Raw genomic sequence first — 25736 nt, 5'->3', positions numbered from 1 at the left:
TTATGGTCACACTGGATCCCAGCATCCTGCAGTCGGTGGAAAAGCCCGCGCGCTATACGGGCTCGGAGTGGAATGCCGTCCGCAAGAACCCTGACGAGGTGCGCTGCACCTTTGCCCTCGCGCTCCCCGACGTCTATGAGGTCGGCATGAGCAACCTGGGGCTCGCGATCCTCTATGAAATCCTCAACGGCCGCGCGGATGTCGCGGCCGAGCGTGTCTATGCGCCTTGGACGGACATGGAGGCCATCATGCGGGAGCGGCAGCTGCCGCTCTATTCGCTCGAGACGAAGACAGAGATCCGCAGCTTCTCGTTCCTCGGCTTCTCGCTGCAGTACGAGATGATTTACTCGAACGTGCTCAACATGCTCGACCTCGCGGGCATCCCGCTCCACGCGGCAGAGCGCACGGAGGCGGATCCCTTCGTCGTCGGCGGCGGGCCTTGCGTCTACAATGTCGAGCCGATTGCGGATTTCTTTGATTTCTTCGTCGTGGGCGAGGGCGAGGAGGTGCTCCTCGAGGTCGTCGATGTCTATGAGGCGTGGCAGGCGGAGGGCATGCCGGATGGGCGTCAGGGGTTCCTGCGCCGCCTGCTCGCAGTCGACGGCATCTATGTGCCGTCGTTCTATACGCCGCGGTACGCGGCCGATGGGAGCTTCCGGGCGCTTGTGCCGCGCGCGGAGGAGGCACGTCCCGTCATCTACAAGCGCGTTGTGAAGGATATGGACAAGGTGCCGAGCGTCGCGCATCCCATCGTGCCCTACATGAACGTCGTGCACAACCGTGTCATGCTAGAGCTCTTCCGCGGCTGCTCGCGCGGCTGCCGCTTCTGCCAGGCGGGCATCTGCTACCGCCCCGCGCGCGAACGCACGGAGGAGCACTTGAAAGAGATGGCGCGCGGGCTCGTCGACAGCACGGGGTACGACGAGATGAGCCTCACCTCGCTCTCCTCGGCGGACTATTCCTGTCTCGGCCGTCTTGTCGACGATCTCATGGACGAGTTCCGCCACGAGAAGGTCAGTTTCTCTCTGCCATCGCTGCGCATCGACAGCTTTTCCATCGACCTCGCGCACAAGATGCAGCAGGTGAGGAAGTCCGGCCTGACGTTCGCGCCGGAGGCTGGTACGCAGCGCCTGCGCGACGTCATCAACAAGGGCGTCACGGAGGAGGACCTCATGACGGCGTGCGGTGCGGCGTTTCGTCAGGGGTGGAAGCAGGTCAAGCTCTATTTCATGATGGGCCTGCCGACGGAGACGGACGACGATGTCATCGGCATCGCGCGCCTCGCGAAGAAGGTCGTCGACCTCTACACGGAGATCAAGGGCAAGCGCGGCGTCAAGGTCACGATTTCCGTCGCCTGCTTCGTGCCGAAGCCCTATACGCCGTTCCAGTGGTTCGGCCAGGTGCCGCTCGCGGAGTTCGAGCGGCGGCAGCAGCTGCTCAAGGAGCACATCAAGGACCGCGCAATCACGTTCAACTACCATGACGCGCGTCTCTCCGTCATCGAGGGTGCATTCGCGCGCGGCGACCGCCGCCTCGCGCGCGTGCTCGAGCAGGCGTGGCGCGACGGCGCAAAGTTCGACGGTTGGAGCGATCTTTTTAGGAGCGATATCTGGCACGCTGCATTCGAGAAATGCGGCATCGACATCCGCGCCTACAGCGAGCGCACGCGCGCGTTTGACGAGCCGCTGCCCTGGGAGGTCACCTCGCCGGGCGCGAACAAGGAATTTTTCCTGCGCGAATGGCAGAAGGCCATGCAGGGCGCGCTCACTGAGGACTGCCGCCGCGGCAAGTGCAGCGCCTGCGGCATCTGTCCGAACCTCGGCGTCCACGTCATCGACTACAAGAAGCAGGAGGAGGCGCGCGGCCCGCTCGAGGAAAAGTATGTCCCACAGCCCATCCATCCGGAAAAGATGGACGGTGCGCAGCCGCCCGTCTACTGGTATCGTGCGCGCGTTACGAAGGACGCGGCCGTACGGTTTGTCTCTCACCTCGAGTACGCCGACGTCTTCGTCAAGGCGTTCGACCGCGCGAAGCTGCCGATGGCGTATTCCTCAGGATTCAATCCCCACATGAAGCTCGCATTCGGCTCCGCGCTCGCGGTCGGCGTCTCGAGCGAGGCGGAGTATATGGATTTCGCGCTCACGAAGCCGCTCGCACAGCCGGAGGTCTTCGATCGTCTCTCGGCCCAGCTGCCGCCGGGCGTGCGCGTGCTCGCGCTGCGTCCCATAAGCGGCAAGCATGTCGCGCTCATGGCGCAGGCCGACGCCGCGCATTACCGCGTGCACGTGCCGCTCAAGGGCGGGGATAAGGCTGCGACAAAGGCGCAGCAGGCACTTGACGCATTTGCGGCAGCGCCGGAGGTCTTCGTCACGCGCGTGACGCCGAAGAAGACGCGCAAGAAGGAAATCAAGCAGTATCTGAGTGGACCGCTCCAAGCGGCAATCGCGGACGGCGCGCTCACGCTCACGCTCACGACGCGCATCCTTAGGGACGCGGGCAGCGTCAAGCCGGGCGAGATCCTCGCGGTGCTCGCGGACGAGTTCGGCCTGCCCGTCGCAGTCTCTGAGGCGGACATCCACCGCACGGCGCTCACGGGTCGTGGCCGCGACCTCATCGACCTCGTCGGCTGAGGGCGCGGCGGGAACGTTCCGCGTGGGGTATGCCAGATGCCTGCGGCGTGTCTGCGCGGCGGTGAGATGCGTTCGGAGGGGCTAGTCAGTGGCGTCTTTGTTCCAACTGCACATGATAGAGGGCGCAGGATGCTGGGAGCCAGGCAGACTGGGAACTGCCAATTTTTTCGCTGGTCGAGAGGGGAAGAGAGGAGAAACCGATGAAGCAGATTCTCGTGAATATCGTACCCGAGGAAACGCGCATGGCGTGCGTTGAGGATGGGGAACTCGAGAGCGTGCAGGTGGAGCGCGCCTCTCACGCGCACCTCGTCGGCAATATCTACAAGGGTCATGTGCAGAACGTCCTTCCGGGCATGCAGGCGGCTTTCGTCGACATCGGCCAGGAGAAGAACGCGTTCCTCTACATCGGGGACGGCCTGCCGCATGACGCGCCGCAGGGACTCGTGTTGCCGCATCAGAAAATCCACATCGGGCAGAACCTGCCCGTCGAGATCATCAAGGATGCGACAGGCATCAAGGGGCCACGCGCGACGACGCATCTCACGCTGCCGGGACGTAATCTCGTGCTCATGCCTACGGCCGCCTACATCGCGCTATCCCGCCGCATTGAGGATGAGGCGGAGCGCACGCGTCTCCATGCGCTTGCTGTGCGCTATGCGCCGAAAGGCATGGGGCTCATCGTGCGCACGGCGGCGGTCGGTATCACGGAGCAGGAGTTCCGGGAGGACGTGGTTTATCTCGTGCGCCTTTGGGATGCCATCACGGCAAAATACCGCCACAGCCGCGCGCCCGCGCTCCTCTACCGCGACGCCGACCTCATCATCCGCATTGTGCGCGACCTCTTCGGCGGCGATGTCGACGAGCTCATCGTCGATGATCGCACCGTCTATGACCGCGTCGTAGAACTCGTAGAGCTGCGCCTGCCGGAGCTCGCGCCGCGCGTCAGGCTCTACGAGGGCCGAGAACCTCTTTTCAGGAAATACGGCATCGAGCAGGAGATTGAGAACGTCGGCGCGCGCCAGGTCGCGCTGAAGTCAGGTGGCTTTCTCGTCATCGACAAGACGGAGGCACTTACTGTCATTGACGTCAATACCGGAAAATACGTCGGTAAATCCAGCCTCGGTGACACCGTCTATCAGGCGAACCTCGAGGCAGCGGCGGAGATCCTCAAGCAGATTCGTCTGCGCGACATCGGCGGCATCATCATCGTCGATTTCATCGATATGGAGAAAGACAGTCAGAAGGAAGCGCTGCTCTCCTATCTGCGCGAGGCCGTCAAGCACGACCGTGCGAAGACGAACATCATCGATATCACGCCGCTCGGCCTCGTCGAGATCACGCGCAGGAAGTCGCGCTCCAACTTCGAGAGCATCATCTACAGCGAGTGTCCCACCTGTCAGGGCCGCGGCCGCATCGAGTCGCCGGAGACCGTCGCCATCCGCATCAGCCGCGATATCCGCCGCATGGAGCACAAGTCGCACGCCGCGAACGGTTACGAGATCGAAGTTCATGAAAGCGTCGCGGAGGAATTGCGTCAGAGTCAGCTCATGATGAACCTCGCGGCCGAATACGGCACCGATATCAAGGTCGTCGTCCGTCCCGGCATCCATCCGGAAAACTACGCCATCCTCCAGCAGAGTTAAGGAAGCGCTGGTTCATTCAGCGGTTTCTGGGGGGACGCTTCATCGGCAAAAACACAAGCCGGTGGCTGCGCGAGCGTTGCATGCGCTCGTACAGTCACCGGCTTTTTCGCATCTCAAGCTAGGAGGACGGTGGGGATGTCATTTCAAAGCGGATGCTCGAACCATTTGTCTTTCTCGAAAATCTGGAAATCGTACCAGAGCACCATGCCGTACCGAGAAGTCAATGTCTGGCGCTTCTCGGAATCCCAGACTACCTCGATGACGCGTCCATCGCGCATCACACGCATGAGACTGCGTCCAAGCGTCACGCAGGGCTTCCAGCCCCGCTGCATGAGATAACACTCAAATTCATAGACATCGCGGAGCCGCACGAGCCCGAACCAGCCGAATCGCTCATGCTCTGCCATCAGGCGTTTCTCTTTGCGCGCGCTTGTTTTCATGGGAACCATCCCTTCCATATTTGCGGCGATCCGAGCGATACAGCCTTGCTGGGCAGTGCCCGCAGTGCGCCACATCCAGTTGACGAATATTTTCTTTATCTATCGTATCATGGTGGGAGAGCGAGATAGGGAAATTTTTGTTAAACATGTGTTAAGGAACCACTGTTTCATTCGGCACCCTGCCTTTGCGTATCTGCACTGTCCTCTCGTCGCCCTACAAACCTCAGCGTAGCTCTGTTACGCCTCCGGTTTGTCTCCTAGGAAGATAAAGCGCATCCGCGCAAATCCCTGGACCTCATTTCATCCATCAGTTTTTGAAAAAATTCCCTTGACATACACCAATGACTCGGTTATAATAATTCATGTCGCTGAAACAGAGCGACGATGGCCCGGTAGTTTAGTTGGTTAGAATGCCGCCCTGTCACGGCGGAGGTCATGGGTTCAAGTCCCATTCGGGTCGCCAATGCGGAAATAGCTCAGTGGTAGAGCACCACCTTGCCAAGGTGGGGGTCGCGAGTTCGAGTCTCGTTTTCCGCTCCATATTATGGCGACATAGCCAAGTGGTAAGGCCGAGGACTGCAAATCCTCTATCTTCAGTTCGATTCTGAATGTCGCCTCCAGATGCGGAAATAGCTCAGTGGTAGAGCACCACCTTGCCAAGGTGGGGGTCGCGAGTTCGAGTCTCGTTTTCCGCTCCATTTTTTTGCCATGAAGTCCCGTTTGCGGCGCAGGCTGCGGGGACTGTCCATATCGGGATGCAGCGTTGCATCTGGTTGCTGGCGACATAGCCAAGTGGTAAGGCCGAGGACTGCAAATCCTCTATCTTCAGTTCGATTCTGAATGTCGCCTCCAAACGAAGGTCCGCCCGGAAGCAAATGCTTCCGGGTTTTTGTTGTTTTCGGAAGGGAGTGCCTGGTATGGTGAATGAGCCAGGAAAAATCAAGGAGCAACTTGAAAGTGTTTATGAGTATTGTTTTGTGGAGACGGTGCCCTATGCGTTTTTTAAGCCGAATCCCGCGCGCGACATCGCCGTAAATCTGCGGGCGAAGGAGTATCGCTGCCCGGCGTGCGGCAAGGTGACGCGCGTCCCGTACCGCTATCATGGCGATACGTATTTTTCCAAGGGGAAGCTCGCGGCGGAGCGACGCACGTACGACAAGTTGGGGCTGGATTTCCCTACGATGGGGCGCATCGCAGCAGGAGAGCCGTTTGTCAATGAGGCGGTTGGCTACTGCGCTGCCTGCGCGAAGGAGCGTCTCGGCGCGTCGGAAGATCCCGCACAGCGCGTGGTGAACCTCGCGCAGCAGCTGCACCGTGCTGACGCGCTGGTGGTCACGGCGGCGCGTCTTGCGATGGAGGGGGCGCTGCGCCGCTGGCTTGCCGCGGCCGACGCAGAGACGCTGCGGCGATTCGATGTCTCGACGCTTGAGAAGACACGTGACCTCATCTGCGCCGTCATGCTCGATGATACGGCGGGAGCGGAGCAGGCGCTCGCGGACTATCGCGCCGTCGTGCGTCACGCACAGGAGAATTGTGCGCAGCTGCTCGCCCTGCTGCCTGAGGTGTTCACGGCCAGTGTCGCGCGCTCGACACATGCGCCGGAGTCGATGTCCGATAAGGTGTATCATGAGTATACGGTGGCGTTTGCCGCTGCGGATGCGCCGCGTGAGGAGTTCTATTTCCCGCGCCGTATCGAGAAGCAGCGCCTCTCTATGTTTCTCGAGCAGCCTCGTGTGGCATCGCTTGCAGAGCTTTTCTCCGAGGTGGGGTTCCATGGCGAGTGGCTGGATTTCTTCAGCGCGCGCGTGCACGAGCTCATGGACTGACTTTTTATTGACGCATTGACGCAAGGTGGATTGGCTGATAAAATAAAAAGGTATAGTTACGCCACAAAAACTACTACAAAAATAAATTGCATCCAAGCAAAAATCCTACCAGGGGGTGAACACTATTATCGTAACAATCTTAGCGGTAATCATTGCAGTAATCGTCGGCGGTGCCGTCGGCTATATGGCGAGAAAACGTTCCGCGGAGGCGCAGATCGGCTCGGCGGAGCAGGAGGCCCTCAAAATCGTCTCGGATGCCGAGGCGAAGGGCGAGGCCCGCAAGAAAGAGCTCATGCTCGAGGCGAAGGAGGATATCCACCGTCTGCGCCAGGAGCTCGACCGCGATACGAAAGAGCGCCGGAATGAGATCTCACGCCAGGAGCGCCGCGTCGTGCAGAAGGAGGAGAACCTTGACCGCAAGCTCGAGTCCGTCGAGAAGAAGGAGGAGCAGCTCGCGCGCAAGGAGTCTCGCATCGACAAGACGCAGCAGGCCGTCGACGAGATGCATGCCAAGCAGAAGACTGAGCTTGAGCGCATCTCCGGTCTCACGTCCGACGAGGCGAAGACCATCCTCATGGCTGAGACAGAGGAAGAGCTCAAGCATGAGAAGGCTGTGAAAATCAAGGAGTACGAGCAGCAGACGAAAGATGAGGCGGACAAGAAAGCCCGCGATATCCTTTCCATTGCCATCCAGCGTTGCGCCGCCGATCATGTGGCTGAGACGACGGTCTCTGTCGTGGCGCTGCCGAACGATGAGATGAAAGGCCGCATCATCGGGCGCGAGGGACGCAATATCCGCACGCTCGAGACGCTGACGGGCATCGACCTCATCATCGATGATACGCCGGAGGCGGTCATTCTCTCAGGCTTCGATCCTGTGCGCCGCGAAGTGGCTCGCATCGCACTCGAGAAGCTCATCCAGGATGGGCGCATCCATCCGGCCCGCATCGAGGAAATGGTGGAAAAGGCAAAGCGCGAGGTCGATATACGCATCAAGGAAGCAGGCGAGCAGGCAACGTTCGATACAGGCGTCCATGGCCTGCATCCGGAGCTCGTGAAGCTCCTCGGGCGCCTACGCTATCGCACGAGCTACGGGCAGAATGTGCTCGACCACTCCATCGAGGTCTCGCATCTCGCGGGCACGATGGCGGCGGAGCTCGGCTGCGACGTGATGCTCGCGAAGCGCGGTGGTCTGCTGCACGATATCGGCAAGGCCATCGACCATGAGGTCGAGGGCTCCCATACGAGCATCGGCGCGGATCTCGCACGCAAGTTCCGCGAGTCGAAGGATGTCATCAACTGCATCGCTTCCCATCATGGTGATTGCGAGGCATCGTGCGTCGAGGCTGTCCTCGTCGCTGCGGCGGATGCTGTGTCGGCAGCACGCCCTGGGGCGCGCCGCGAGAGTCTCGAATCGTACCTCAAGCGGCTCAAGCGTCTTGAGGAGATTGCCGAATCGTTCGACGGCGTCGAGCGCTGCTTCGCCATCCAGGCGGGCCGCGAGATCCGCGTGATGGTCAAGCCGGACAAGGTCGATGACGCAGGCGCAGCAGCACTGGCGCATGACATTGTCAAGAAAATCGAAGAAGAGCTCGAATATCCGGGCCAGATCAAGGCGACGGTCATCCGCGAGACGCGCGTGGTTGACTACGCAAAATAAAGAAGTCCAGGGGATGCTGCGATATGTGGCGTCCCCTTCGCTATCGAAAGGAGGCGGGAGGTATGTTTCCCTTTCCATTCCGCAGGAAGAAGCGGCAGAAACCAAGCAAAGAAGGCGTGAGCCTTCTCGCGTCCATCCTCGTCTGTTATGAGGAAATCACCAAAGTGAGCTATGAGCCGGAGGACGCGACAATCCGCCTGACATTCTCCATTGAGGAGGCGCTCACGAAGGAGCGCTTCCAGGAAATCGGCAAACTGCTCGCGGAGAGCATTGCCGCCTATCTGGGGCTCAATGGTCTGCGCGCGCGCGTCGTGAACCTGGAGATGGAGTCCACGCCGAAGGTTTCCTTCCTGCATCTGGTGCGCGATGTGGCGACGCTCACGCGCGATGAGCTCTCCCTCGTGGCGGATATCCTTTACGACGCGTTCCCGCAGACGCTGTTGCTCGATGAGCGTGACCCGCTCGATCCGAATTTCGAGGTCGAGCAGGAGAATCTGCTCGACCACATGCTCGGCACAATGCGGCAGCAGAGGCTGCACGAGAAACTGCTCGGCATCCGCGAGGGCGACCGCGTCGTCGTCTACAATCAATAATTCTAGGGGACTTTTTCATGAAAATCATGTTCGTCGGTGACGTTGTCGGCCGAAACGGCCGCAGAGCGTTCCGTAAATACACACCGCAGCTGCGCGAGGAGAAGGGCATCGATGTCGTCGTCGTGAACGGCGAGAATTCCGCTGCAGGCAAGGGCTTTACGCGCAAGTCGCTCGATGAGCTCTACCAGGGAGGCGCGGACATCGTGACCTCGGGCAATCACGTCTGGGACAAGAAGGATGTGCTGGAGTTCATCGATCAGGAGCCGTTCCTCATCCGCCCCGCGAATTATCCCGGCGACGCGCCGGGCAAGGGGTGGTGCTGCTATCCGTTCAAGGCGAAGAATATTGGCGTGATGAATCTCTCTGGACGCGCATTCATGCCGCCGCTCGACGACCCGTTCCAGAAGGTCGAGGAGCTCTTGCGCGAGATGGCGCGGGAATGCGATCTCATCTTTCTCGATTTTCACGCGGAGACGACATCGGAGAAGATTGCCATGGGCTGGTACCTCGACGGGCGCGTTAACGGTGTCGTGGGAACACATACGCATGTGCAGACGGCGGATGCTTGCCTGCTGCCGCAGGGGACGGGCTATATCACGGATCTCGGCATGACGGGGCCGCGCTGCTCGGTGCTTGGCGTGGAGACGGAGAAGATCCTCTACCGCTTCCAGACCTGCCGCCCGGTGCGCTTCGAGGTTGCGGACGGGCCGTCCGCTTATGAGGCGGTTATCATGACCATCGATGATGCGACGAACCGGACGATCGGCATCGAGCGTGTCCAGATCCTGGAGGACTGGGACGCCTGAGCGGGTAGTGTCTGATAGGGAATCATTTTATCAGCGCTTCCTTAGTAAACTCAACGCACAAACGTCCACTTCGTGGACATTGTGCGCCCGTCCTTGCAGTAAATCCTGCCAATCGCGCTGCGCCTGCGGCTTGCGCTCTTGGGGATTTACATAGTAAATTCTCGATACGGAAGGATTTTTCGGTTTTCTGTAGAAAATATAGCATAATGGCATGTGAAATTATGTAGAAATGGTAGCGCGCTGTTTTTTCACGACGGCGTGCAGGCGCATTTGTCGGCACACGCGTGCAGCTGCTGCAACCACAGAATCGCTATGGAAAGAGAGGATGTACCGTTCATGGATATCTTGAAGGTGTCATCAAAATCGAATCCCAACTCCGTTGCGGGCGCATTGGCAGGCGTCCTGCGGGCGTCCGGCAGTGCTGAGATGCAAGCGGTGGGCGCTGGTGCGCTCAATCAGGCGGTCAAGGCCGTCGCAATTGCACGTGGCTTCGTCGCGCCGCATGGTATCGATCTGATCTGTATCCCTGCCTTCACTGATATCGAGATCGACGGCGTGCAGCGCACAGCGATGAAACTTATCGTTGAGCCACGCTGACGAGCGTGAGGAGGAAATTGGAATGCCAAGCGATCTGCATACCCATACAACGTTTTCTGATGGCAAGCTCACGCCGGAGGAACTGATCAGCGCTGCCAGGCAGGCGGGGCTCAGCTATCTCGCCATTACGGACCATGATACGGTCGATGGCGTGGCGCACCTCTATGAGAATGGTTTTTATCCGACGAAGGGCGTTCGCGTCATCCCCGGTATCGAGTTTTCGGCGCATCATCCAACGCGGGAGATCCATGTTCTCGGCTTCAATGTAGATATTTATAATAGTGAGCTTACGGATAAGCTCAACGATGTGACGGAGGCGCGTTGGACGCGGTTCAGCGAGATGGTCGCGAAGCTGCAAAAACTCGGCTACGATATCCGCGAGAAGGATGTGCTCGCCGTGGCCGGTGCGAGCAAATCCATCAGCCGCTCGCATATCGGACGCGTGCTCGTCAGCAAAGGGTATTTCAAAACGGTGCGCGACGCGTTCTCCGAGCTCCTGCAGAAGGGGCAGCCCGCCTATGTGCCGCATTACCGTTTGGAGGTTGCGGATATCATCAGCCTCATCCATCAGGCGGGCGGCAAGGCGGTGCTTGCGCACCCCAAGCTCATCTGGGATGACGCGCTCGTCGAGGAGATCTGCCGTAGCGGCATCGACGGCATCGAGGTTTTCTACCCACAGCACAATCCGGAGGATACAGCGCATTATCTTGCGCTCGCGGAGAAATACCAGCTGCTGCCGTCAGGGGGGTCTGATTTCCACGGTTTCCCTACGCGCTATCCGACGGAGCTTGGCATTTTCACCATCGAGGATCGCTATGCCGAGCCGTTTTACCAACCGGAGACGTGAGGAGAGATATCCCCCTCGTCAGACGCAGTGAGTAAGGAGAGAAATCCCTATGGACGTCATCGCACTCGTCGGGCCGAGCGGTACGGGCAAGAGCCACCGCGCGCTGCTCGTCGCTCACAAGCACCAGGCGGACGCTATCATCGACGACGGCATCCTCATTAAGGATGGCAAGATCGTCGGCGGTCATTCGGCGAAAAAGGAAAAGAGCCGCATCATGGCGGTGCGGCGCGCCATCTTCGTGTTGCCGGGCCATGCGGAGGAGGTGCGCGCGGCCATCGACCGCGTGAAGCCGCACCGCATCCTCGTGCTTGGCACCTCGGAGAATATGGTGCACAAGATCACTAAGGCGCTGCACCTGCCCGCCATCGCGCAGATCATCCACATCGAGGACATCGCGACAAAGGCTGAGATGGAAAAGGCGCGCTTCTACCGCCTCAAGCAGGGCAAGCACATCATTCCCGTGCCGACCATCGAGCTCAAGCCGCATTTTTCCGGCTATCTCGTCGATCCCCTCCAGACCTTTTTCAAGCGTTCCCGTACGAAGCGGCGCCGCTTGGGAGAAAAGTCCATCGTGCGGCCGGTGTTCAGCTACTACGGCAAGCTCAGCATCGATGACTCTGTCATCAAGAACATCGTGCGCGCTGTGGTCAGTCGTGAGGAGTCGGTGAGCAAGGTCGGCCATATCCGCGTGCAGCACCGCTACGTGGGGGAGGAAGACCAAGGCCTCGACATCGCCTGTGAGGTCACGCTCTCCTATGGCGGGCATATCCCGAGCCTCATCGAGGGTGCGCGCGAAAAGGCGAGACGTGCCGTCGAGTTCATGACAGGCATGGTCGTCCACGAAATCAATATCGTTGTCAAGGCACTCTATGTGAATGGATAAAAAAGAAGGAACCTCTATGAAAGAAGTCAAGGAACCGAAGAAACCGCTACTCCTCTTCTATGTCATGATGCTGTTCCTCGTGCTGCTCTTCAATGAGATGGCACGGCCCTATCTCGAACAGGCGCAGTTCGAGAAGGTGGATTACAGCACGTTCATGGATATGATCGAGGACAAGGATATCGGCCGCGTCGAGATCCAGGAGAACCAGATCCTCTTCACCGACGCGAACGATACGAAGAAGTACCGCACGGGCATCATGAACGATCCGACGCTCGCGGACCGGCTGCATGATTCCGGCGCGAAATTCACGCAGGACATCAAGGAGCAGACCTCGCCGCTCGTCGATTTCTTCATGACGTGGGTGCTGCCCATCCTCATCTTCTTCGCCATCGGTCAGTATTTCAGCCGCAAGCTCATGGAGAAGGCGGGCGGCGGCGGCAGTTCGCTGATGTTCGGCATGGGCGGCAAGCAGGCGAAAATCTACGTGCCGTCGTCGGCGGGCATCCATTTCAAGGATGTCGCGGGCGAGGACGAGGCGAAGGAAAACCTTTCCGAGATCGTCGACTACCTGCACAATCCTCAGAAATACTCCGCCATCGGTGCGCAGATGCCGAAGGGCGTGCTGCTCGTCGGCCCGCCGGGCACAGGCAAGACGATGCTCGCCAAGGCTGTTGCGGGCGAGGCGGATGTGCCGTTCTTCTCCATCGCGGGCTCGGAGTTCGTCGAGATGTTCGTCGGCATGGGCGCTTCTAAGGTTCGCGAGCTCTTCAAGCAGGCGAAGGAAAAAGCGCCGTGTATCGTCTTCATCGATGAGATCGATGCCATTGGCCAAAAACGCAGCGGCAACCTCATGGGCAACGACGAGCGTGAGCAGACGCTCAACCAGCTCCTCACGGAGATGGACGGCTTCGAGGGCAATAACGGCGTCATCATCCTCGCCGCGACGAACCGTCCTGAGTCCCTCGATCCCGCGCTCCTGCGCCCCGGCCGTTTCGACCGGCGCGTACCAGTCGAGCTACCTGATCTCGCGGGCCGCGAGGCCATCCTCGTCGTACACGCGCAGAAGATCCAGCTCGAGCCAGGCGTCGACCTCCATACGATCGCCCGCATGGCGGCCGGCGCTTCGGGCGCGGAACTTGCAAACATTGTCAACGAGGGCGCGCTGCGCGCCGTGCGTAATGGCAGGAGCACCGTGCGTCAGTCGGATCTCGAGGAGAGCGTCGAGGTCGTCATCGCTGGCTATCAGAAGAAGAACGCCATCCTCTCCGACAAGGAGAAGCGCACGGTCGCCTATCACGAAATCGGCCACGCACTCGTTGCGGCGCTTCAGACGGACAGCGCTCCTGTGCAGAAAATCACCATCATCCCGCGCACGTCGGGCGCGCTCGGCTACACGATGCAGGTCGAGCAGAAGGATAAATACATCCTCACGCGCGAGGAGCTTGAGAACAAGATTGCGACGTTCACGGGTGGCCGAGCGGCCGAGGAGGTCAAATTCGGCCAGGTCAGCACGGGTGCGGCGAATGATATTGAGCAGGCGACGAAGCTCGCGCGCGCAATGATCACGCGCTACGGCATGAGCGAGGAGTTCGACATGGTCGCGATGGAGACCGTCAACAACAAATACCTCGGCGGCGACACGAGCCTCACCTGTTCGGCGGCGACGCAGCAGCAGATCGACAAGCGCGTCGTCGAGCTCGTGAAGCGCCAGCACGACCTCGCAAAGAAACTCCTCGAGGAGCACAGGGATAAGCTCGATGAGCTCGCAACCTATCTCTACGAGAAAGAAACCATCACGGGGCAGGAATTCATGGATATCCTGAAACGGGAAGAGAAGCCTGCCGAGCCGCCTGCGGCAGAGGGCGAAGATGTGGTTCCGATGACATCAGCCAGGCACGTAGACGATGACCGGACAGCAGACGTCGGCAGCATACCTGCCGCCACAGAAGCAGAGCAGGGACAGCCGCCGCAGACAGATGCCTGAGCTTTGAAGGTGGCGGCATGCGAGTTTTCTGCGCATCGGCGTGGCGAGACATGGCAAGTTTCCTGCGAGGGATTGACGCGTCAGAGTGCGTCTGCTATACTGAAAGCGAATTGAATAGGCATTATAGGGCTGACGGAATCATGTGGAGACTACCACGTGCACTATAGTGTCAGGAACGGCCGACCGTCTGGGCAGAGAGATTTTGTCCAGGCGGTTTTTGTTTGGATGGAACCTCTCTTTCGTATGCTTTTTCAGCAGAAAGGATGGTTTTCATGCGGAATCGTTGGTGTATCGCCCTCGCGGCAGTCGGGATCCATATTTCCATCGGCAGCGTCTACGCCTGGAGTGTGCTCACGCGGCCCATCATGGCGCAGCTTGGTTTCTCGCTCGCCGAGACGACTTGGGCGTTCTCGCTGGCAATCCTGTTCCTTGGCTTCTCGGCGGGATTCCTCGGCAAGTATGTCGAGAAATACGGCCCGCGGCGGAGTGGCCTCGTCTCTATGTGTTTCTTCGGAGCGGGGATGCTTGGCACGGCGCTCGCGCTTTCTCTCGGCAGCCTGCCGTTGCTCTATCTCTTCTACGGCGTCATCGGCGGCATCGGGCTCGGCGTCGGCTATATCACGCCGGTCTCGACGCTCGTCAAGTATTTTCCGAATCACCGCGGCTTCGCGACGGGGCTCGCCATCATGGGGTTCGGCTTCGCGGCGCTCATCGCTGGGCCGCTGATGCAGTATCTCACGGCGCGGTTCGGTCTTGTGGAGAATTTCCTCATCCTCGGCGTCTGCTATATGGTGCTCATCGGCGCGTCGGCGCTCTATCTCAAGGCGCCGGAGCAACCGGAGGGCAAAGGCACTGTGACGAAGCGCCTGCGCGGCGCAACGGCGGCTGAGGCGATGCGCACCTGGCAGTTCGGTGCGCTCTGGTGGGTGTTCTTCGTCAACATCACCTGCGGCATCGGTTTGCTCGCGGTCGCCTCGCCGATGGCACAGGAGGTCGTCGGCATGGATGCGGCACAGGCGGCGTCCATGGTCGGTATCATCGGTCTTTTGAACGGCGGCGGCAGGATCCTCTGGTCGACGCTCTCTGATTATCTCGGGCGCGGCTTCACCTACATGCTGTTTTTCGCGCTCGAGATCGGCGCGTTTGCGCTGCTCTCCGGCACGCACGATGCGCTGGTCTTCCAGCTGCTCGTCCTGCTCATCATCAGTTGCTACGGCGGCGGCTTCTCCTGCATGCCCGCATACCTTTCTGATCTCTTCGGCACGCGTGAGCTCTCTGCCATCCACGGCCGCGTGCTCACGGCTTGGGGCGTTGCAGGTGTCGTCGGTCCGACGCTCGTCTCGCTGCTGCGCGAACGCACGCAGGGCTATACGGCCATCCTGCTCGTTTTCGCTACGCTTTTTGTCTTGAATCTCGTGATTGCGACGACCCTCAAGCTTTACGGAAAGCGCCAGTCGGCAGATGTCTGCGAGCGCGCCTGCGTCTGAAAATATCATACCCTCAAAGGGAATTCCTCTCCATAAGGACAGGTCACTGATGTCGTCTGTATGGGGAATCCTTTCAGAACATAAGGACTGGATGCGTGAAATCTGCATTCAGTCCTTATTTGTAGTACATTCAAGCAAGTGCATTGTGTCTATGGCTTGCGTTCTTGGAGATTTACAAGTACAATCAAGGGAGTATAGGAAAATCTTCAGGCGAGGAGGGGTGCGAATGCGGCTCTATGTTGATGCGGATGCCTGCCCTGTCGTGCGAATTGTGGAACAAGTGGCGCAGGCGCATTTCCTGCCGGTAACGCTCCTGTGCGATACCAGCCATGTGCTGGTTTCTGATTACAGCGCGGTGCGCACCCTCAGCGTCGGGGCAGAGGCTGTGGATGTGGCCTTGATTAACCTTTGCCGTGCAGGTGATATCGTGGTGACGCAGGATTTCGGTGTTGCGGCAATGGCATTGGGGAAGGGTGCCTATGCCATTCATCAGGATGGCTGGCAGTACACCGATCGGAATATCCAGCAGCTGCTGATGAAGCGCCATGCGGGGAGGAAGATGCGGCACGCAAAGGATGTTTGCCATAAAAAGAGGTTTCACGCCAAGGGTGCCGCCAAACGAACGCCGGAAAATGATGAAGCTTTCCGGATCGGCTTGCAGCGTTTGATTGTGGAAGCGACTGGGCGAAGTGAGGAGGATGAAGCTATGACATTGATCAGGAGTGTTTTGGGTGATATTACAGAGCGGCATTACGCGGATGCCATTGTCAATGCGGCAAATGAAAGCCTGTTGGGCGGTGGCGGCGTCGATGGCGCCATCCATCGGGCGGCAGGTCCAGAGCTCTTGGCGGAGTGCCGGACGCTGCACGGCTGCAGAACGGGGCAGGCAAAACTGACAAAGGCCTACCGGCTGCCTTGTGATTTCGTGATTCATACGGTCGGTCCCATTTGGCGAGGAGGATCGCATGGTGAGGCAGATCTGCTGCGGGAATGCTACCTGCACGCCTTGGAACTGGCCATGGCGCATGGCATCAGTAGTGTCGCGTTTCCCTCCATCTCCACAGGTGTTTATGCCTATCCGGTGCACCAGGCGGCAGAGATTGCCGTGCGGGCGGTGAGGGATGTGATACGAGAGTATCCAGATGCCTTCGAGGAAGTTCTCTGGGTGTTATTTGATGAGCGCACAAAGATGGCATATGATCGTGCTCTGGCGTCAGGTAGTGATTGATGCTATGCGAAGATGTCTTTTCTCGGCAGATTCCTGAACCTTTCCTTAAAACATAAAAACGCACGGGTAACCACACCCGTGCGAATATACTCTATGGTGGAGACAAGGAGGATCGAACTCCTGACCTCTTGCATGCCATGCAAGCGCTCTCCCAGCTGAGCTATGCCCCCGTCGTTGTCCTAACGACAATAAATAGTATAGAAGAATCATCTGGGTTTGTCAAGGGAAATTTCTTAAGGAAGCGCTGATTAAATGAAGTGCCCTGGATTTGCGCGGATGCGCTGTATCTCTTTAGGAGACAAACCGGAGGCGTAGCAAAGCTACGTTGAGGATTGTAGGGCGACGAGAGGACAGCGTAGACGCGTGAAGACAGGGGACTGAATGAATCAGTGGTTCCTTAACGACACGATTTTTTCGCCGTGCCGTTAAGGAAGAAGTATGGGAGCGTTCCTCATGTCGTTTTCGCGGTCTGCTCGTTTCTCTTACCGTTTTACGATCATTCGTCTCGACGCATCTATATGCATGGGAAAGCATGCAAGCCCCGGCGATTTCCTTTCATCAATGCCTCAAAAGTTGCCATATAGGCAGTTTCCCAGTATGGGCAGTCTTTTTGCAGGGATGCTTTGTCTTGACCTCGCGGAACTTCTATTATATGATGATAATAAATAACGCAATAGGGGGAATGTTCATCATGATGGCATTGAATTTTCAGGCGGCCAAGCATAAGAAGATGTTGATGGAGCGCACGAAGAACTGCACGGTGCGCCTTGGTGACGTAAGTGCGGAGTTCCCAGAGAACTCCATTGTCTGGATCACAACGGGCAAGAAGGGGGAGCCGAAGCATAAGCTCTACACAGCTTTCCTCGACAAAGTGCGCGTGAAGACAATGGGAACGCTCACGTCGGCAGATCTCGGCCACCAGAACCCGGAAATCAATTCTGTCGATGAGCTCGTGGAGGATTTCGAGAAGATTTACAAGCGCCGTATACTCAAGGAAGATACGGTCACGGTCATCTATTTCTCCGAGGTACACGAGGATTTGTGATGCGCTCGCCCCTATGGAGGCGCCGTCCTACCCTCGCCGCCAAGGCGATAAGATTTGTGATGCGCTCGCCCCTATGGAGGGCTTGCGGCCGCGGTTTTCTTTGAAACGTACTGCATGCGTACGATTTTAGAAACCACTGATACATGTGGCATGCTGTCCATGCGCAATGCGCATGCCAGTGCTGTATGTATCAGTGGTTTTTTGATGGACGATGCAGGAAGTGGCGGATGGGAGGACATTTGTGTGCTTTTCGCTGATGCTTCCTTGCATTTTTGCGGTCGCTTTGCTAAACTAGAGGAGAAAACAGCATACGATTCCACTAGGGGAGCTTTTTATGGCATGAGCTTTGGCGCGAACGCAGTCGCAGCGCTGGCTGGATGCCGTAGAGGCGCGCGCACGATGGACATGCATGGTGCGCGGCGCTTGCTGAGAGGCCCGCGGGCCGACCCTTGGAACCTGTCGGGGTAATACCTGCGTAGGGAAGTGGCACACGTTTGACGTCAGACGGGGGTTACCACCGTCTGGCGATTTTTATTTTTAGGAGGTCTTTCCATGGCAACGCAAATGCAGCTGGCCCGCGAGGGCAAGGTCACGGACGCGATGAAGCGCGTGGCGGAGGAAGAGCGCATCCCGGCGGAGACAATCCGGGAGCGTGTGGCGAGAGGCAGCATCGCCATCTGCGCGAATGTCAATCACGAGAATCTCACGCCGCGCGGCGTGGGCGAGGGACTGCGGACGAAGGTGAACGCAAACATCGGCACGTCGAGCACGTTCCCCGATATCGAGCCGGAGCTCAAGAAGCTCGATGAGGCGGTGAGATGCGGCGCGGATGCTGTCATGGATCTCTCGACGGGGAACAATATCGATCTTTCGCGCAAGCGCATCATCGAGCATTCGCCCATCATGGTCGGCACGGTGCCGCTCTATCAAGCGACGGTGCGTTCCATCAAGGAGCATGGCGCGGTCGTAGAGATGACGGATGATGACCTCCTGGAGACAATCGAGGCGCAGGCAAAGGATGGCGCGGATTTCATGACGCTCCATTGCGGCGTCACGCGCGCGGCCATCGAGCACATGCGCGCGCAGGGGCGCGTCATGGACATCGTGAGCCGCGGCGGCTCGTTCATCGCGGGCTGGATGCTCCACAATGAGCAGGAGAATCCGCTCTATGAGCGCTACGATGATATTCTCGATATCTGCGAGAAATACGATGTGACCATCAGCCTCGGCGACGGCATGCGTCCCGGCTGCACGGCGGACGCGACGGACCGCGCGCAGCTCACGGAGCTCATCACGCTCGGGAATCTTGTCGACCGCGCCTGGAAGCGCGGCGTGCAGGTCATGGTCGAGGGGCCGGGCCATGTGCCGTATGACCAGATCGCAGCGAATATGAAGCTTGAGAAGCGCCTCTGCCGCAACGCGCCCTTCTATGTGCTCGGCCCGCTCGTGACGGATATTGCGCCGGGCTATGACCATATCACGTCGGCCATCGGCGGCACGCTCGCCGCTGTCTCGGGCGCGGATTTCCTCTGCTATGTGACGCCTGCGGAGCATCTCGCGCTGCCGGATATCGACGATGTGCATACGGGCGTCATCACGGCGCGCATCGCCGCGCACGCGGCGGATCTTGTCAAGGGCGTGCCGGGCGCGCGGGAATGGGATCTCAAGATGGCGCAGGCGCGCAAGGAGCTCGACTGGCAGGCGCAGATCGACCTCGCCATCGATCCGGAGCTCGCGCGCGAGAAGCGCGGCGCGCGCAATCCGCAGGACGAGGGCGCTTGCTCGATGTGTGGCGACTACTGTGCGGTCGAGATCATCCATAAGTATTTCGACAAGCGCGAATGCCCCTGCAATGACTGAGAGAGCGTGTTCCTGTTTTCAGCGGCTTGTTTTCTGAAAAAAATTTCTGTGGCGAGAGGATTTTCTGATTTTATCGCGAATACTCTTAGTGAAAGAACAAAGAAGGACGTGCGGGCGGAGTTTCTTCGTTTTGCACGTTTGTATAAGTGGTATCGTGAGGAGGTTGGCATCATGGGAAGAATCAATAAAATCCTCGTTCCGGTCGATGGATCGGTGAACGGCTGCAAGGCGACGGATGAGGCAATCTTCTTTGCTGAGAAGTGCAAGGCGGATCTCGATTTCGTCTATGTGGCGAGCAACATCAACAAGGATATCCCGAGCCACATCGTCTTTGACCGTATCTGGGAGAAGTTGCCGGATGATCTCAAGGCGTCGAAGCATGTCGAGACGGGCAACATCCCGAAGGCCATCCTGCGCGTCGCGGCGCAGGAGCACAGCGACATGATCATCATGGGCAGCCGCGGCCTCGGCCTGTTCAAGGGAGCGCTGATCGGCTCCGTGAGCCAGAAGGTCGTCGAGGAGTCGCCGATTCCGGTCATGGTCATCAAGTGACAAGACGCGTACGTAAAAGGCGCGCCGGGCAGTATGCCTGGCGCGCCTTTCGCGTGCGCTATTCTTTTTTGCGGAGGTTCAGCCAGCGGGAGCGCTTGAGCTTCTCACGCTGCACGGTGCGGTCGTGGTAGATGTCCTCGATGACGAGCTTGCAGATGACGATGAACGGTACGGCGAGGAACATGCCGGCGGGGCCGAGCAGCTCGCCGCCGAGGATGATGCCGAGGATGATGGCGATGGGATGGAGGTTGAGCGTCCTGCCGATGAGCGTCGGATAGACGAGATTGTGGTTCACCTGCGTGAGCACGAGGTAGAAGCCGATGGTCTGCAGCGCGAGGAACGGCGAGACCGTCGCCGTGAGAATCGTGCCGAACGCGGAGGCGACGGTCGGACCGAGCACGGGGATGAATTCGCAGACGCCGGAGACGACGGCGAAGACAGAGGCGTAGGGCAGGCCGCGCATCGTAAAGTAGAGGAAGACGATGGTCGCCGTGATGCAGCAGATGATGAGCTGGCTCACGATGTAGGCGCGCAGCGCCTTGAGAATCTCATTGAAGAGGTGCAGCACGCGGCTGTAATCGCGCCGAGGGAACCGCGTGGCGAGGTACGTCTTGATCGTCTCGCCGTCCTTGAGCAGATAGAACGTCACGAAGAGGATGATGACGAAATCGATGGCCTTGCTGAAGAGGGAGATGAAGACGGCAAGCGAGCCCTTGAGCGCATCGACGCTTGCATCCTTGAGCCCGAGCCAGAGATTGTCGAGCTCGTCCTGCAGGATGGGAGAGTTTTTGAAGAGCGGCAGTTCCTGTACTTTTTCCGAGATCTCAGGGAAGTCCGTCACGAAGCGCGTGAAGGTCGGCAGGATGGAGCTCGAGACGAGCGTGAGGAGTGCGAAGAGCAGGAGCAGGAGCACGAGCAGAGAGAGGCTCGCGGCGATGCCGCGCGGCAGATGCGCGGCCAGGCGCTCGACGAGCGGCGAGAGCAGCAGCTGCAGGAGGAGGGAGATGAAGACGATGAAGGCGAGCTGCGGCAGGTACCAGAAGGTCGACAGGAGTACCGTGAAGGTGATGGCGAGCAGGATGGAGGTGCGGTAAGGTCGTAGTGTCATGAGGAATGGAACGCTCCTTTCGTTGCAAGATATGACCATATGATAGCATAGGTGGTGAACTGAGGTCTCTGGATTTGCGCTGTCCAGCCCCCGCAGCCGCCCCCTTGCAGGAAAATATCCCCTGCTTGCAGAATAGAGAAAAAGCGGCGCAGGAGAGGATGCGGCCATCCGCGGCAGTCTCTTCTGGCAGGCTGTGCATCAGATGGAGGGAATATGCTATGATTGTGGAAGCAGAGCTTCGCGGCGGCGTCATCTACGGCGACCGCGCGAATGGAGAGTATGTCTATATGCCGGCGAGCGAGGTTGGCGCCGTGCCGCCTGTCTGTGTCTATGAGACGGACGCAGGGCGAGAGGATGTCGATATGGGCGAGGCGCTGCGCCTCATCCGCGTTCGCAGTCTGAAGCCAACGCGGCACCCGCGGCTCGGCGAGAGCTCGCTTTGACTCCTGCCGCGTACCTGTCGGCGTTGATGGCGGTGGGCGGCGTATCACGAGGATGCGCGAGGCGGTCAGAGTGTCGGCAGCAGCCAGCCGAAGACGCGCACGAAAAGGGAGCCGACGCTCATGCCCGCATCCACCTTTTCCGCCGCGAGATCGACGGAGCCGACGGGCTGGCCGTCGTAGTTTAGCAGGAGCCTGCCGACGATCTGGCCTTCCTTTGTGGGGGCGGCGATGATCTTCGGCAGGTCGTAGGTTATGGTGTAGTGGCTGGCTTCCTCGCCGCCGATGAGCGGGTAGTTCACATCCTCTACGGGATGCACGGCGACGGTCGCCTGCTTGCCGCCGCGCACCCAGACGGACTTCTTCAGGCGGTCACGCGAGATGCCGCGCCGGAGCTTCGTCTGGGCAAAGCCATAATCGAGCAGCTTGCGCGCGTCCGTAAAGCGCGCCTCGGGCGACTCGGCCTGCATGACGATGGCGATGAGCTCGAGGCCGCCTCGCTTCGCGGAGGCGGCGAGGCAGCCGCCTGCCGCGCTCGTCCAGCCGGTTTTGATGCCGTTCATGCCGTCATAGTGGCCGAGCAGCTCGTTCGTATTCTCGACCATGCGCACTTTGCCCGCCGGCAGCGTCCAGCGCACAGGCGCCTTGGCCGTATCGACGATGTCGCGAAATGCGCGCTCCGTCATGGCGTGGCGCGCGAGCTTCGCCATATCGCGCGCCGTCGAGTAGTGGTCGGGATGCGTGAGGCCGTTCGGGTTGGCGAAATGCGTATCCGTCATGCCGAGGCGCGCGGCCTCATCATTCATCTGCGCGACGAAATGGTCGACGGAGCCAGCGGAGGCCTCAGCGAGGGCGACGGCGGCTCCGTTGTCTGAGACGAGCATCATGCCGCGGATGAGCTCGTCCGCGGAGAACACATCGCCCGCCGTCTCCTCGAGCGTCGCGTCCTCCGTCTGCGCGGCGCGCGGCGAGATGACGATGTCCTGGTGGCGGCCGAGCGTAGCGAGCGCGAGCAGGCAGGTCATCATTTTCGTCATGCTCGCGGGGTAATGGCGCTCGTCCGCGTTTTTTTCGTAGATCACGCGTCCCGTCGAGGCCTCGATGACGATGGCGGCAGAGGCAGAGATCGTCGGTGCGTCATCGATTTCCGCAGCGGTGGCGGGAAGGCATGGGAAAGCCTGCCCGAGAAAGAACAGGCAGGCGGTCAAGACTCTCAGTATGTGCAGAATGTGCAAGGGAAAACCTCATTTCAAGCAAAGGTGGATTTTGGGGGCAAAGATGCGTTAGAGCAGCATCTTCACGATGTCCTGGCGGCTGACGATGCCGATGAGATGGCCTTCATCGTCGAGCACGGGCACGCGCTTGATGTGGCGGTCGCGCATGAGCCTTGCCACATCGCTTACGTCGTCGTAGGCCTTGGCGGTCACGACCGTCTTCGTCATGAGCTGCTCGGCCGTGTTCGCGGCCATGCGCGCGAAGGCCTCCTGGTACTCCTTGAGGCCGCTGTAATAGATGACGGCGCCGAGGATGCAAAGCTCCGCCGGCGGCTCCGGCAGGATCTCCTTGCTCATGAGGTCGCCCTCGCTGATGATGCCGACGAGCTTCCCCGCGTCATCGACGACTGGCAGACCGGAAATCTTGTGGCTCACGAGTAGCTCCGCCACCTCGCGCACCGTCGTCTGCGGCCGCACGGTCAAAACATCCTTCGTCATGATTTCCTGGACTTGCATGGTAAACACCTCCACGTTTTTTCTTTCTCTATTATACCGCGAAAGCAGCTGTCCGACAATGCAGGCGCTGGGCCGAAGATGGAAGGAAGCTGGAGCAATGCCGAATGCATCAGCGATTCTCCAGCGCGCAGATTTCGGAAAATCGTAGGAGAGACCTTGTAAATCAAAGAAAATGATTTAGAATAGAAGAAAAGAATGGGATGAGTTTCTGGGAGGGATCCGGTATGTCTTTCAAGAAAAGAAAACAACAGATCGCGGCGGCACTGTCCGCCTGCGCCGTGCTGTTTGCCGGCTCGTTTGCGTACGCGCCTATGCCGGTGGCGAACGCGGGGCTGTTTAGCACGGGCGATGTAGTCGGTGCGCTGCTCGGCGGCGCGGCCTACTCGGCGCAGCTCAACAAGCAGATCAAGTATTACAATAACACGGAGGAAGGTCGGCAGGAACTTCTGCAGCAGATCAAGGATCAGTACGGCGTCAATGAAGACTATGCGCTCAACGCGCGTCTCGATGGCATCATGTCGAACCTCACAAGCGCGATTGCTTCTGTCGACCCTACCATCTACGACAAGCCGTATCTTTATTTCATCAACAATGAAAAGTCCTTCAACGCGTTCTGCACGCTCGGACACGATATGAGCGTGAATACGGGACTCTTCGATGTGCTCACGAACGACGATGAGATCGCTGTCGTACTCGGTCACGAGATGGGGCACGGGCAGAAGGATCATCCAGCCGTCGGCGCGAAGCGCTCCATCGGCCCAGCAGTGCTCGCGGCAGCGACGGGCGGCTCGATTCTCGGCAATCTCGCGGCGAACGCTTGGAACAACCAGGGCATCACGAAGCCGCAGGAAAAGGAGGCGGATGCACTTGCGTTCGAGTACATCACGCATTCCAACTATAATCCCGGCGCGACGGCAGCCATCTGGCAGCGCGTCATTGACAAGAGCAACGGCTCGAAGACACCAGAGATTTTTTATTGGGCGTATGGCGGCAGCGACCATCCATCGGATACCTCCCGCCGCGATACAGCCGCGGAAAAGCTCGAGGCGTACAGCGGGAAACATGTCTCCATCGACAAGGATGAGGGCGTTGTAAAGGTCAACAAGCAGGAGTTCGTGAAGCCGGCGGCTGCGGGGGACATGTCGGCGAAGGAGCGCGCGTATTTCGTCATGGGAAACCTCGCGGCGGCATATCATAATGGACATAACAAGGAGGCTGCGACCGTGGAGGGGCAGACGGTCAAGCTCGGCGCGCAGCCCATCATGACCTGTGTCGATGGTGATGAGTCACCGGAGGTTTTGGCTGAGCGGCTCAACAAGATCAAATGAGCTCCGTCCTGAGAGACGCGGCTGCCTCAGCCGCGTCCCGCTGCAAAATGATAAAAATCGGGGAGGACTGACCGAGGCTATGGTACGGGAAATCGTGAGGGATACGGCGCTGCTGCGGCAGCCGTCGCTGCCCGCGACGCGCAAAGACGGGAAGGCGGCGGATGACCTGCTCGCTACGCTCAAGGCCCACGCGGCGGACTGCGTCGGCATGGCGGCCAACATGATCGGCATCACGAAGCGCATCGTCGCGGTGCGGACGGGGCAGGCTTATTTGCTGTTGTTGAATCCTGTCATCACGGCGCGCTCGCCGGAGACGTATCTGGCGGAAGAGGGCTGCCTGTCCCTCGATGGCGTGCGCCCTGTCAGGCGACATGCGTGGATCGAGGTGACGTATTGCGATCGGAAGTTCAAGCGGAAGCAGCAGCGGTTTACCGGCCTTGCGGCGCAGATCGTACAGCATGAGATGGATCATCTGGAGGGAATTTTGATTTGATGGAAATGGATGGGCAGCGGCAGGCACACGGGGAAATGGCAGACGGCTGCGGCTGCGGACATGCGCACGCTCCGCATACGGCGGAGGAATGGCACCGCCTCGCGCGGCAGAGGCGGACGCTCGAGGAGATGAAGGCGGGCGCGCAGCGGCTGCAGGCGCTGCACGACAAAATTGACGCGGCGCTCGCGCAGGTCACACGGGAGAATATCGGCCAGCTCCTCACGCAGAAAAAGACGCTGCGCGATCTGAAGTCGGAGGCAGCGGCGCTCTTTTCGCGCGGTCTGGAACATCCGATGCTGCGCGTGATGGAGCAGGCGGAACAGGAATACATCGGGCGCATCGAGCAGATTTTGCACGAGGCGCAGCTTTTGAAGCGGGCGGGCCGCGGCAGCGTGACGCCGGAGGTGCTGCGCAATCTTGCGCAGGGCGTCGCGGCCGCGCAGCGGGGCGATGCGCAGCCTCCTGCGTGAGTGCGTTACGGAGGGCGCGTTGACACGCTTGCTATAATGGAAAACAATAAGGGAAGCGCTGGGGGTCAGCGCTTCCTAATATAACG

The 25736-nt window shown here is 59.4% G+C and carries 23 protein-coding genes, 6 tRNA genes and 2 riboswitches; of the genes, 24 read left to right on the top strand and 5 right to left on the bottom strand.

All coding sequences use genetic code 11. From position 1 onward, the window contains the following. The first annotated feature begins 2 nt into the window (after positions 1 to 2). Complete coding sequence (locus F599_RS0100950) at positions 3 to 2630, top strand: TIGR03960 family B12-binding radical SAM protein (RefSeq protein WP_019541662.1); 2628 nt, start codon at positions 3 to 5, stop codon at positions 2628 to 2630. A 200-nt stretch (positions 2631 to 2830) separates the two neighbouring features. Further along, a complete protein-coding gene (locus F599_RS0100945; protein ID WP_019541661.1) occupies positions 2831 to 4273 on the top strand; it encodes an Rne/Rng family ribonuclease in 1443 nt (480 codons plus the stop codon). Positions 4274 to 4416: 143 nt separating this feature from the next. Here F599_RS0100945 and F599_RS0100940 read toward each other — a convergent pair whose 3' ends face one another. Beyond that, the gene (locus tag F599_RS0100940) at positions 4417 to 4680 is read right to left on the bottom strand and encodes a hypothetical protein (RefSeq protein ID WP_156021901.1); all 264 of its coding nucleotides are present in this window, start codon (positions 4678 to 4680) and stop codon (positions 4417 to 4419) included. Between the two features lie 419 nt (positions 4681 to 5099). Between F599_RS0100940 and F599_RS0100935 the strand changes: the two genes are divergently transcribed. The 15 genes from F599_RS0100935 (at position 5100) to F599_RS15815 (ending at position 16624) form a co-directional block, all read left to right on the top strand. Continuing rightward, a tRNA-Asp gene (locus F599_RS0100935) sits at positions 5100 to 5176 on the top strand. A 2-nt stretch (positions 5177 to 5178) separates the two neighbouring features. Continuing rightward, positions 5179 to 5253: transfer RNA gene (locus F599_RS0100930), tRNA-Gly, on the top strand. Positions 5254 to 5259: 6 nt separating this feature from the next. Then, a tRNA-Cys gene (locus F599_RS0100925) sits at positions 5260 to 5333 on the top strand. Positions 5334 to 5336: 3 nt separating this feature from the next. Further along, positions 5337 to 5411, top strand: a tRNA-Gly gene (locus F599_RS0100920). A gap of 80 nt (positions 5412 to 5491) precedes the next feature. Further along, positions 5492 to 5565, top strand: a tRNA-Cys gene (locus F599_RS0100915). Positions 5566 to 5630: 65 nt separating this feature from the next. Further along, on the top strand, positions 5631 to 6539 hold the full coding sequence (locus F599_RS0100910; RefSeq protein ID WP_019541659.1) for a hypothetical protein: 909 nt from the start codon (positions 5631 to 5633) through the stop codon (positions 6537 to 6539). A 124-nt stretch (positions 6540 to 6663) separates the two neighbouring features. Further along, positions 6664 to 8199 carry a ribonuclease Y gene (gene rny, locus F599_RS0100905; RefSeq protein WP_420902054.1) on the top strand — a complete coding sequence of 512 codons (1536 nt, stop codon included), beginning with the start codon at positions 6664 to 6666 and terminating at the stop codon, positions 8197 to 8199. 62 nt (positions 8200 to 8261) lie between these two features. After that, positions 8262 to 8792, top strand: a complete 531-nt coding sequence (locus F599_RS0100900) for a hypothetical protein (protein ID WP_019541657.1) — start codon at positions 8262 to 8264, stop codon at positions 8790 to 8792. Between the two features lie 17 nt (positions 8793 to 8809). Beyond that, positions 8810 to 9598 (top strand): TIGR00282 family metallophosphoesterase, encoded by a 789-nt coding sequence (locus F599_RS0100895; protein WP_019541656.1) that lies wholly within the window; start codon positions 8810 to 8812, stop codon positions 9596 to 9598. A gap of 336 nt (positions 9599 to 9934) precedes the next feature. After that, entirely contained in the window at positions 9935 to 10195 is a 261-nt protein-coding gene (locus tag F599_RS0100890) for a stage V sporulation protein S (RefSeq protein WP_019541655.1), read from the top strand. A 22-nt stretch (positions 10196 to 10217) separates the two neighbouring features. After that, on the top strand, positions 10218 to 11042 hold the full coding sequence (locus tag F599_RS0100885; RefSeq protein WP_019541654.1) for a PHP domain-containing protein: 825 nt from the start codon (positions 10218 to 10220) through the stop codon (positions 11040 to 11042). A gap of 49 nt (positions 11043 to 11091) precedes the next feature. Then, the gene (locus tag F599_RS0100880) at positions 11092 to 11925 is read left to right on the top strand and encodes an Asp23/Gls24 family envelope stress response protein (protein WP_019541653.1); all 834 of its coding nucleotides are present in this window, start codon (positions 11092 to 11094) and stop codon (positions 11923 to 11925) included. Between the two features lie 16 nt (positions 11926 to 11941). Then, positions 11942 to 13909, top strand: coding sequence for an ATP-dependent zinc metalloprotease FtsH (gene ftsH, locus F599_RS0100875; RefSeq protein WP_019541652.1), 1968 nt, complete (start codon positions 11942 to 11944; stop codon positions 13907 to 13909). 115 nt (positions 13910 to 14024) lie between these two features. Next, positions 14025 to 14109, top strand: a riboswitch (ZMP/ZTP riboswitch). A gap of 72 nt (positions 14110 to 14181) precedes the next feature. Further along, on the top strand, positions 14182 to 15396 hold the full coding sequence (locus F599_RS0100870) for an L-lactate MFS transporter (protein WP_026327719.1): 1215 nt from the start codon (positions 14182 to 14184) through the stop codon (positions 15394 to 15396). 226 nt (positions 15397 to 15622) lie between these two features. Then, entirely contained in the window at positions 15623 to 16624 is a 1002-nt protein-coding gene (locus F599_RS15815) for an O-acetyl-ADP-ribose deacetylase (RefSeq protein ID WP_019541650.1), read from the top strand. A gap of 94 nt (positions 16625 to 16718) precedes the next feature. Here F599_RS15815 and F599_RS0100860 read toward each other — a convergent pair. Next, positions 16719 to 16794 (bottom strand) — tRNA-Ala (locus tag F599_RS0100860). A gap of 521 nt (positions 16795 to 17315) precedes the next feature. Here F599_RS0100860 and F599_RS0100850 point away from each other — a divergent pair. From F599_RS0100850 to F599_RS0100840, 3 genes are all read left to right on the top strand, one after another. Further along, positions 17316 to 17669, top strand: a complete 354-nt coding sequence (locus tag F599_RS0100850; protein WP_026327717.1) for an ASCH domain-containing protein — start codon at positions 17316 to 17318, stop codon at positions 17667 to 17669. A gap of 311 nt (positions 17670 to 17980) precedes the next feature. After that, positions 17981 to 18168: riboswitch (TPP riboswitch) on the top strand. 53 nt (positions 18169 to 18221) lie between these two features. Then, positions 18222 to 19529, top strand: coding sequence for a phosphomethylpyrimidine synthase ThiC (gene thiC / locus F599_RS0100845; protein WP_019541646.1), 1308 nt, complete (start codon positions 18222 to 18224; stop codon positions 19527 to 19529). Positions 19530 to 19700: 171 nt separating this feature from the next. Beyond that, positions 19701 to 20081 (top strand): universal stress protein, encoded by a 381-nt coding sequence (locus F599_RS0100840; protein ID WP_019541645.1) that lies wholly within the window; start codon positions 19701 to 19703, stop codon positions 20079 to 20081. 58 nt (positions 20082 to 20139) lie between these two features. On the opposite strand, the gene F599_RS0100835 is transcribed toward F599_RS0100840, so the two are convergent. Beyond that, positions 20140 to 21189 carry an AI-2E family transporter gene (locus tag F599_RS0100835; RefSeq protein WP_019541644.1) on the bottom strand — a complete coding sequence of 350 codons (1050 nt, stop codon included), beginning with the start codon at positions 21187 to 21189 and terminating at the stop codon, positions 20140 to 20142. A gap of 218 nt (positions 21190 to 21407) precedes the next feature. Between F599_RS0100835 and F599_RS0100830 the strand changes: the two genes are divergently transcribed. Continuing rightward, the gene (locus F599_RS0100830) at positions 21408 to 21632 is read left to right on the top strand and encodes a hypothetical protein (protein WP_019541643.1); all 225 of its coding nucleotides are present in this window, start codon (positions 21408 to 21410) and stop codon (positions 21630 to 21632) included. 65 nt (positions 21633 to 21697) lie between these two features. On the opposite strand, the gene F599_RS15710 is transcribed toward F599_RS0100830, so the two are convergent. Then, on the bottom strand, positions 21698 to 22864 hold the full coding sequence (locus F599_RS15710) for a D-alanyl-D-alanine carboxypeptidase family protein (RefSeq protein WP_020700429.1): 1167 nt from the start codon (positions 22862 to 22864) through the stop codon (positions 21698 to 21700). A gap of 48 nt (positions 22865 to 22912) precedes the next feature. After that, complete coding sequence (locus F599_RS0100820) at positions 22913 to 23359, bottom strand: CBS domain-containing protein (protein ID WP_019541641.1); 447 nt, start codon at positions 23357 to 23359, stop codon at positions 22913 to 22915. 224 nt (positions 23360 to 23583) lie between these two features. Here F599_RS0100820 and F599_RS0100815 point away from each other — a divergent pair, with 224 nt between their 5' ends. From F599_RS0100815 to F599_RS0100805, 3 genes are all read left to right on the top strand, one after another. Next, positions 23584 to 24687 carry a M48 family metallopeptidase gene (locus F599_RS0100815; RefSeq protein WP_019541640.1) on the top strand — a complete coding sequence of 368 codons (1104 nt, stop codon included), beginning with the start codon at positions 23584 to 23586 and terminating at the stop codon, positions 24685 to 24687. Between the two features lie 79 nt (positions 24688 to 24766). Then, positions 24767 to 25180, top strand: a complete 414-nt coding sequence (locus F599_RS0100810; RefSeq protein WP_019541639.1) for a peptide deformylase — start codon at positions 24767 to 24769, stop codon at positions 25178 to 25180. Further along, entirely contained in the window at positions 25177 to 25650 is a 474-nt protein-coding gene (locus F599_RS0100805) for a lysozyme family protein (RefSeq protein ID WP_156021899.1), read from the top strand. The genes F599_RS0100810 and F599_RS0100805 overlap by 4 nt, the downstream gene beginning before the upstream one ends. The last annotated feature ends 86 nt before the right edge of the window (positions 25651 to 25736 follow it).

This window comes from Selenomonas bovis DSM 23594 (genome assembly GCF_000381005.1).
GTDB lineage: Bacteria > Bacillota > Negativicutes > Selenomonadales > Selenomonadaceae > Selenomonas_C > Selenomonas_C bovis.
Note: the sequence above shows the minus strand (reverse complement) of the source record. Positions and strands in the feature narration are given on the sequence as shown.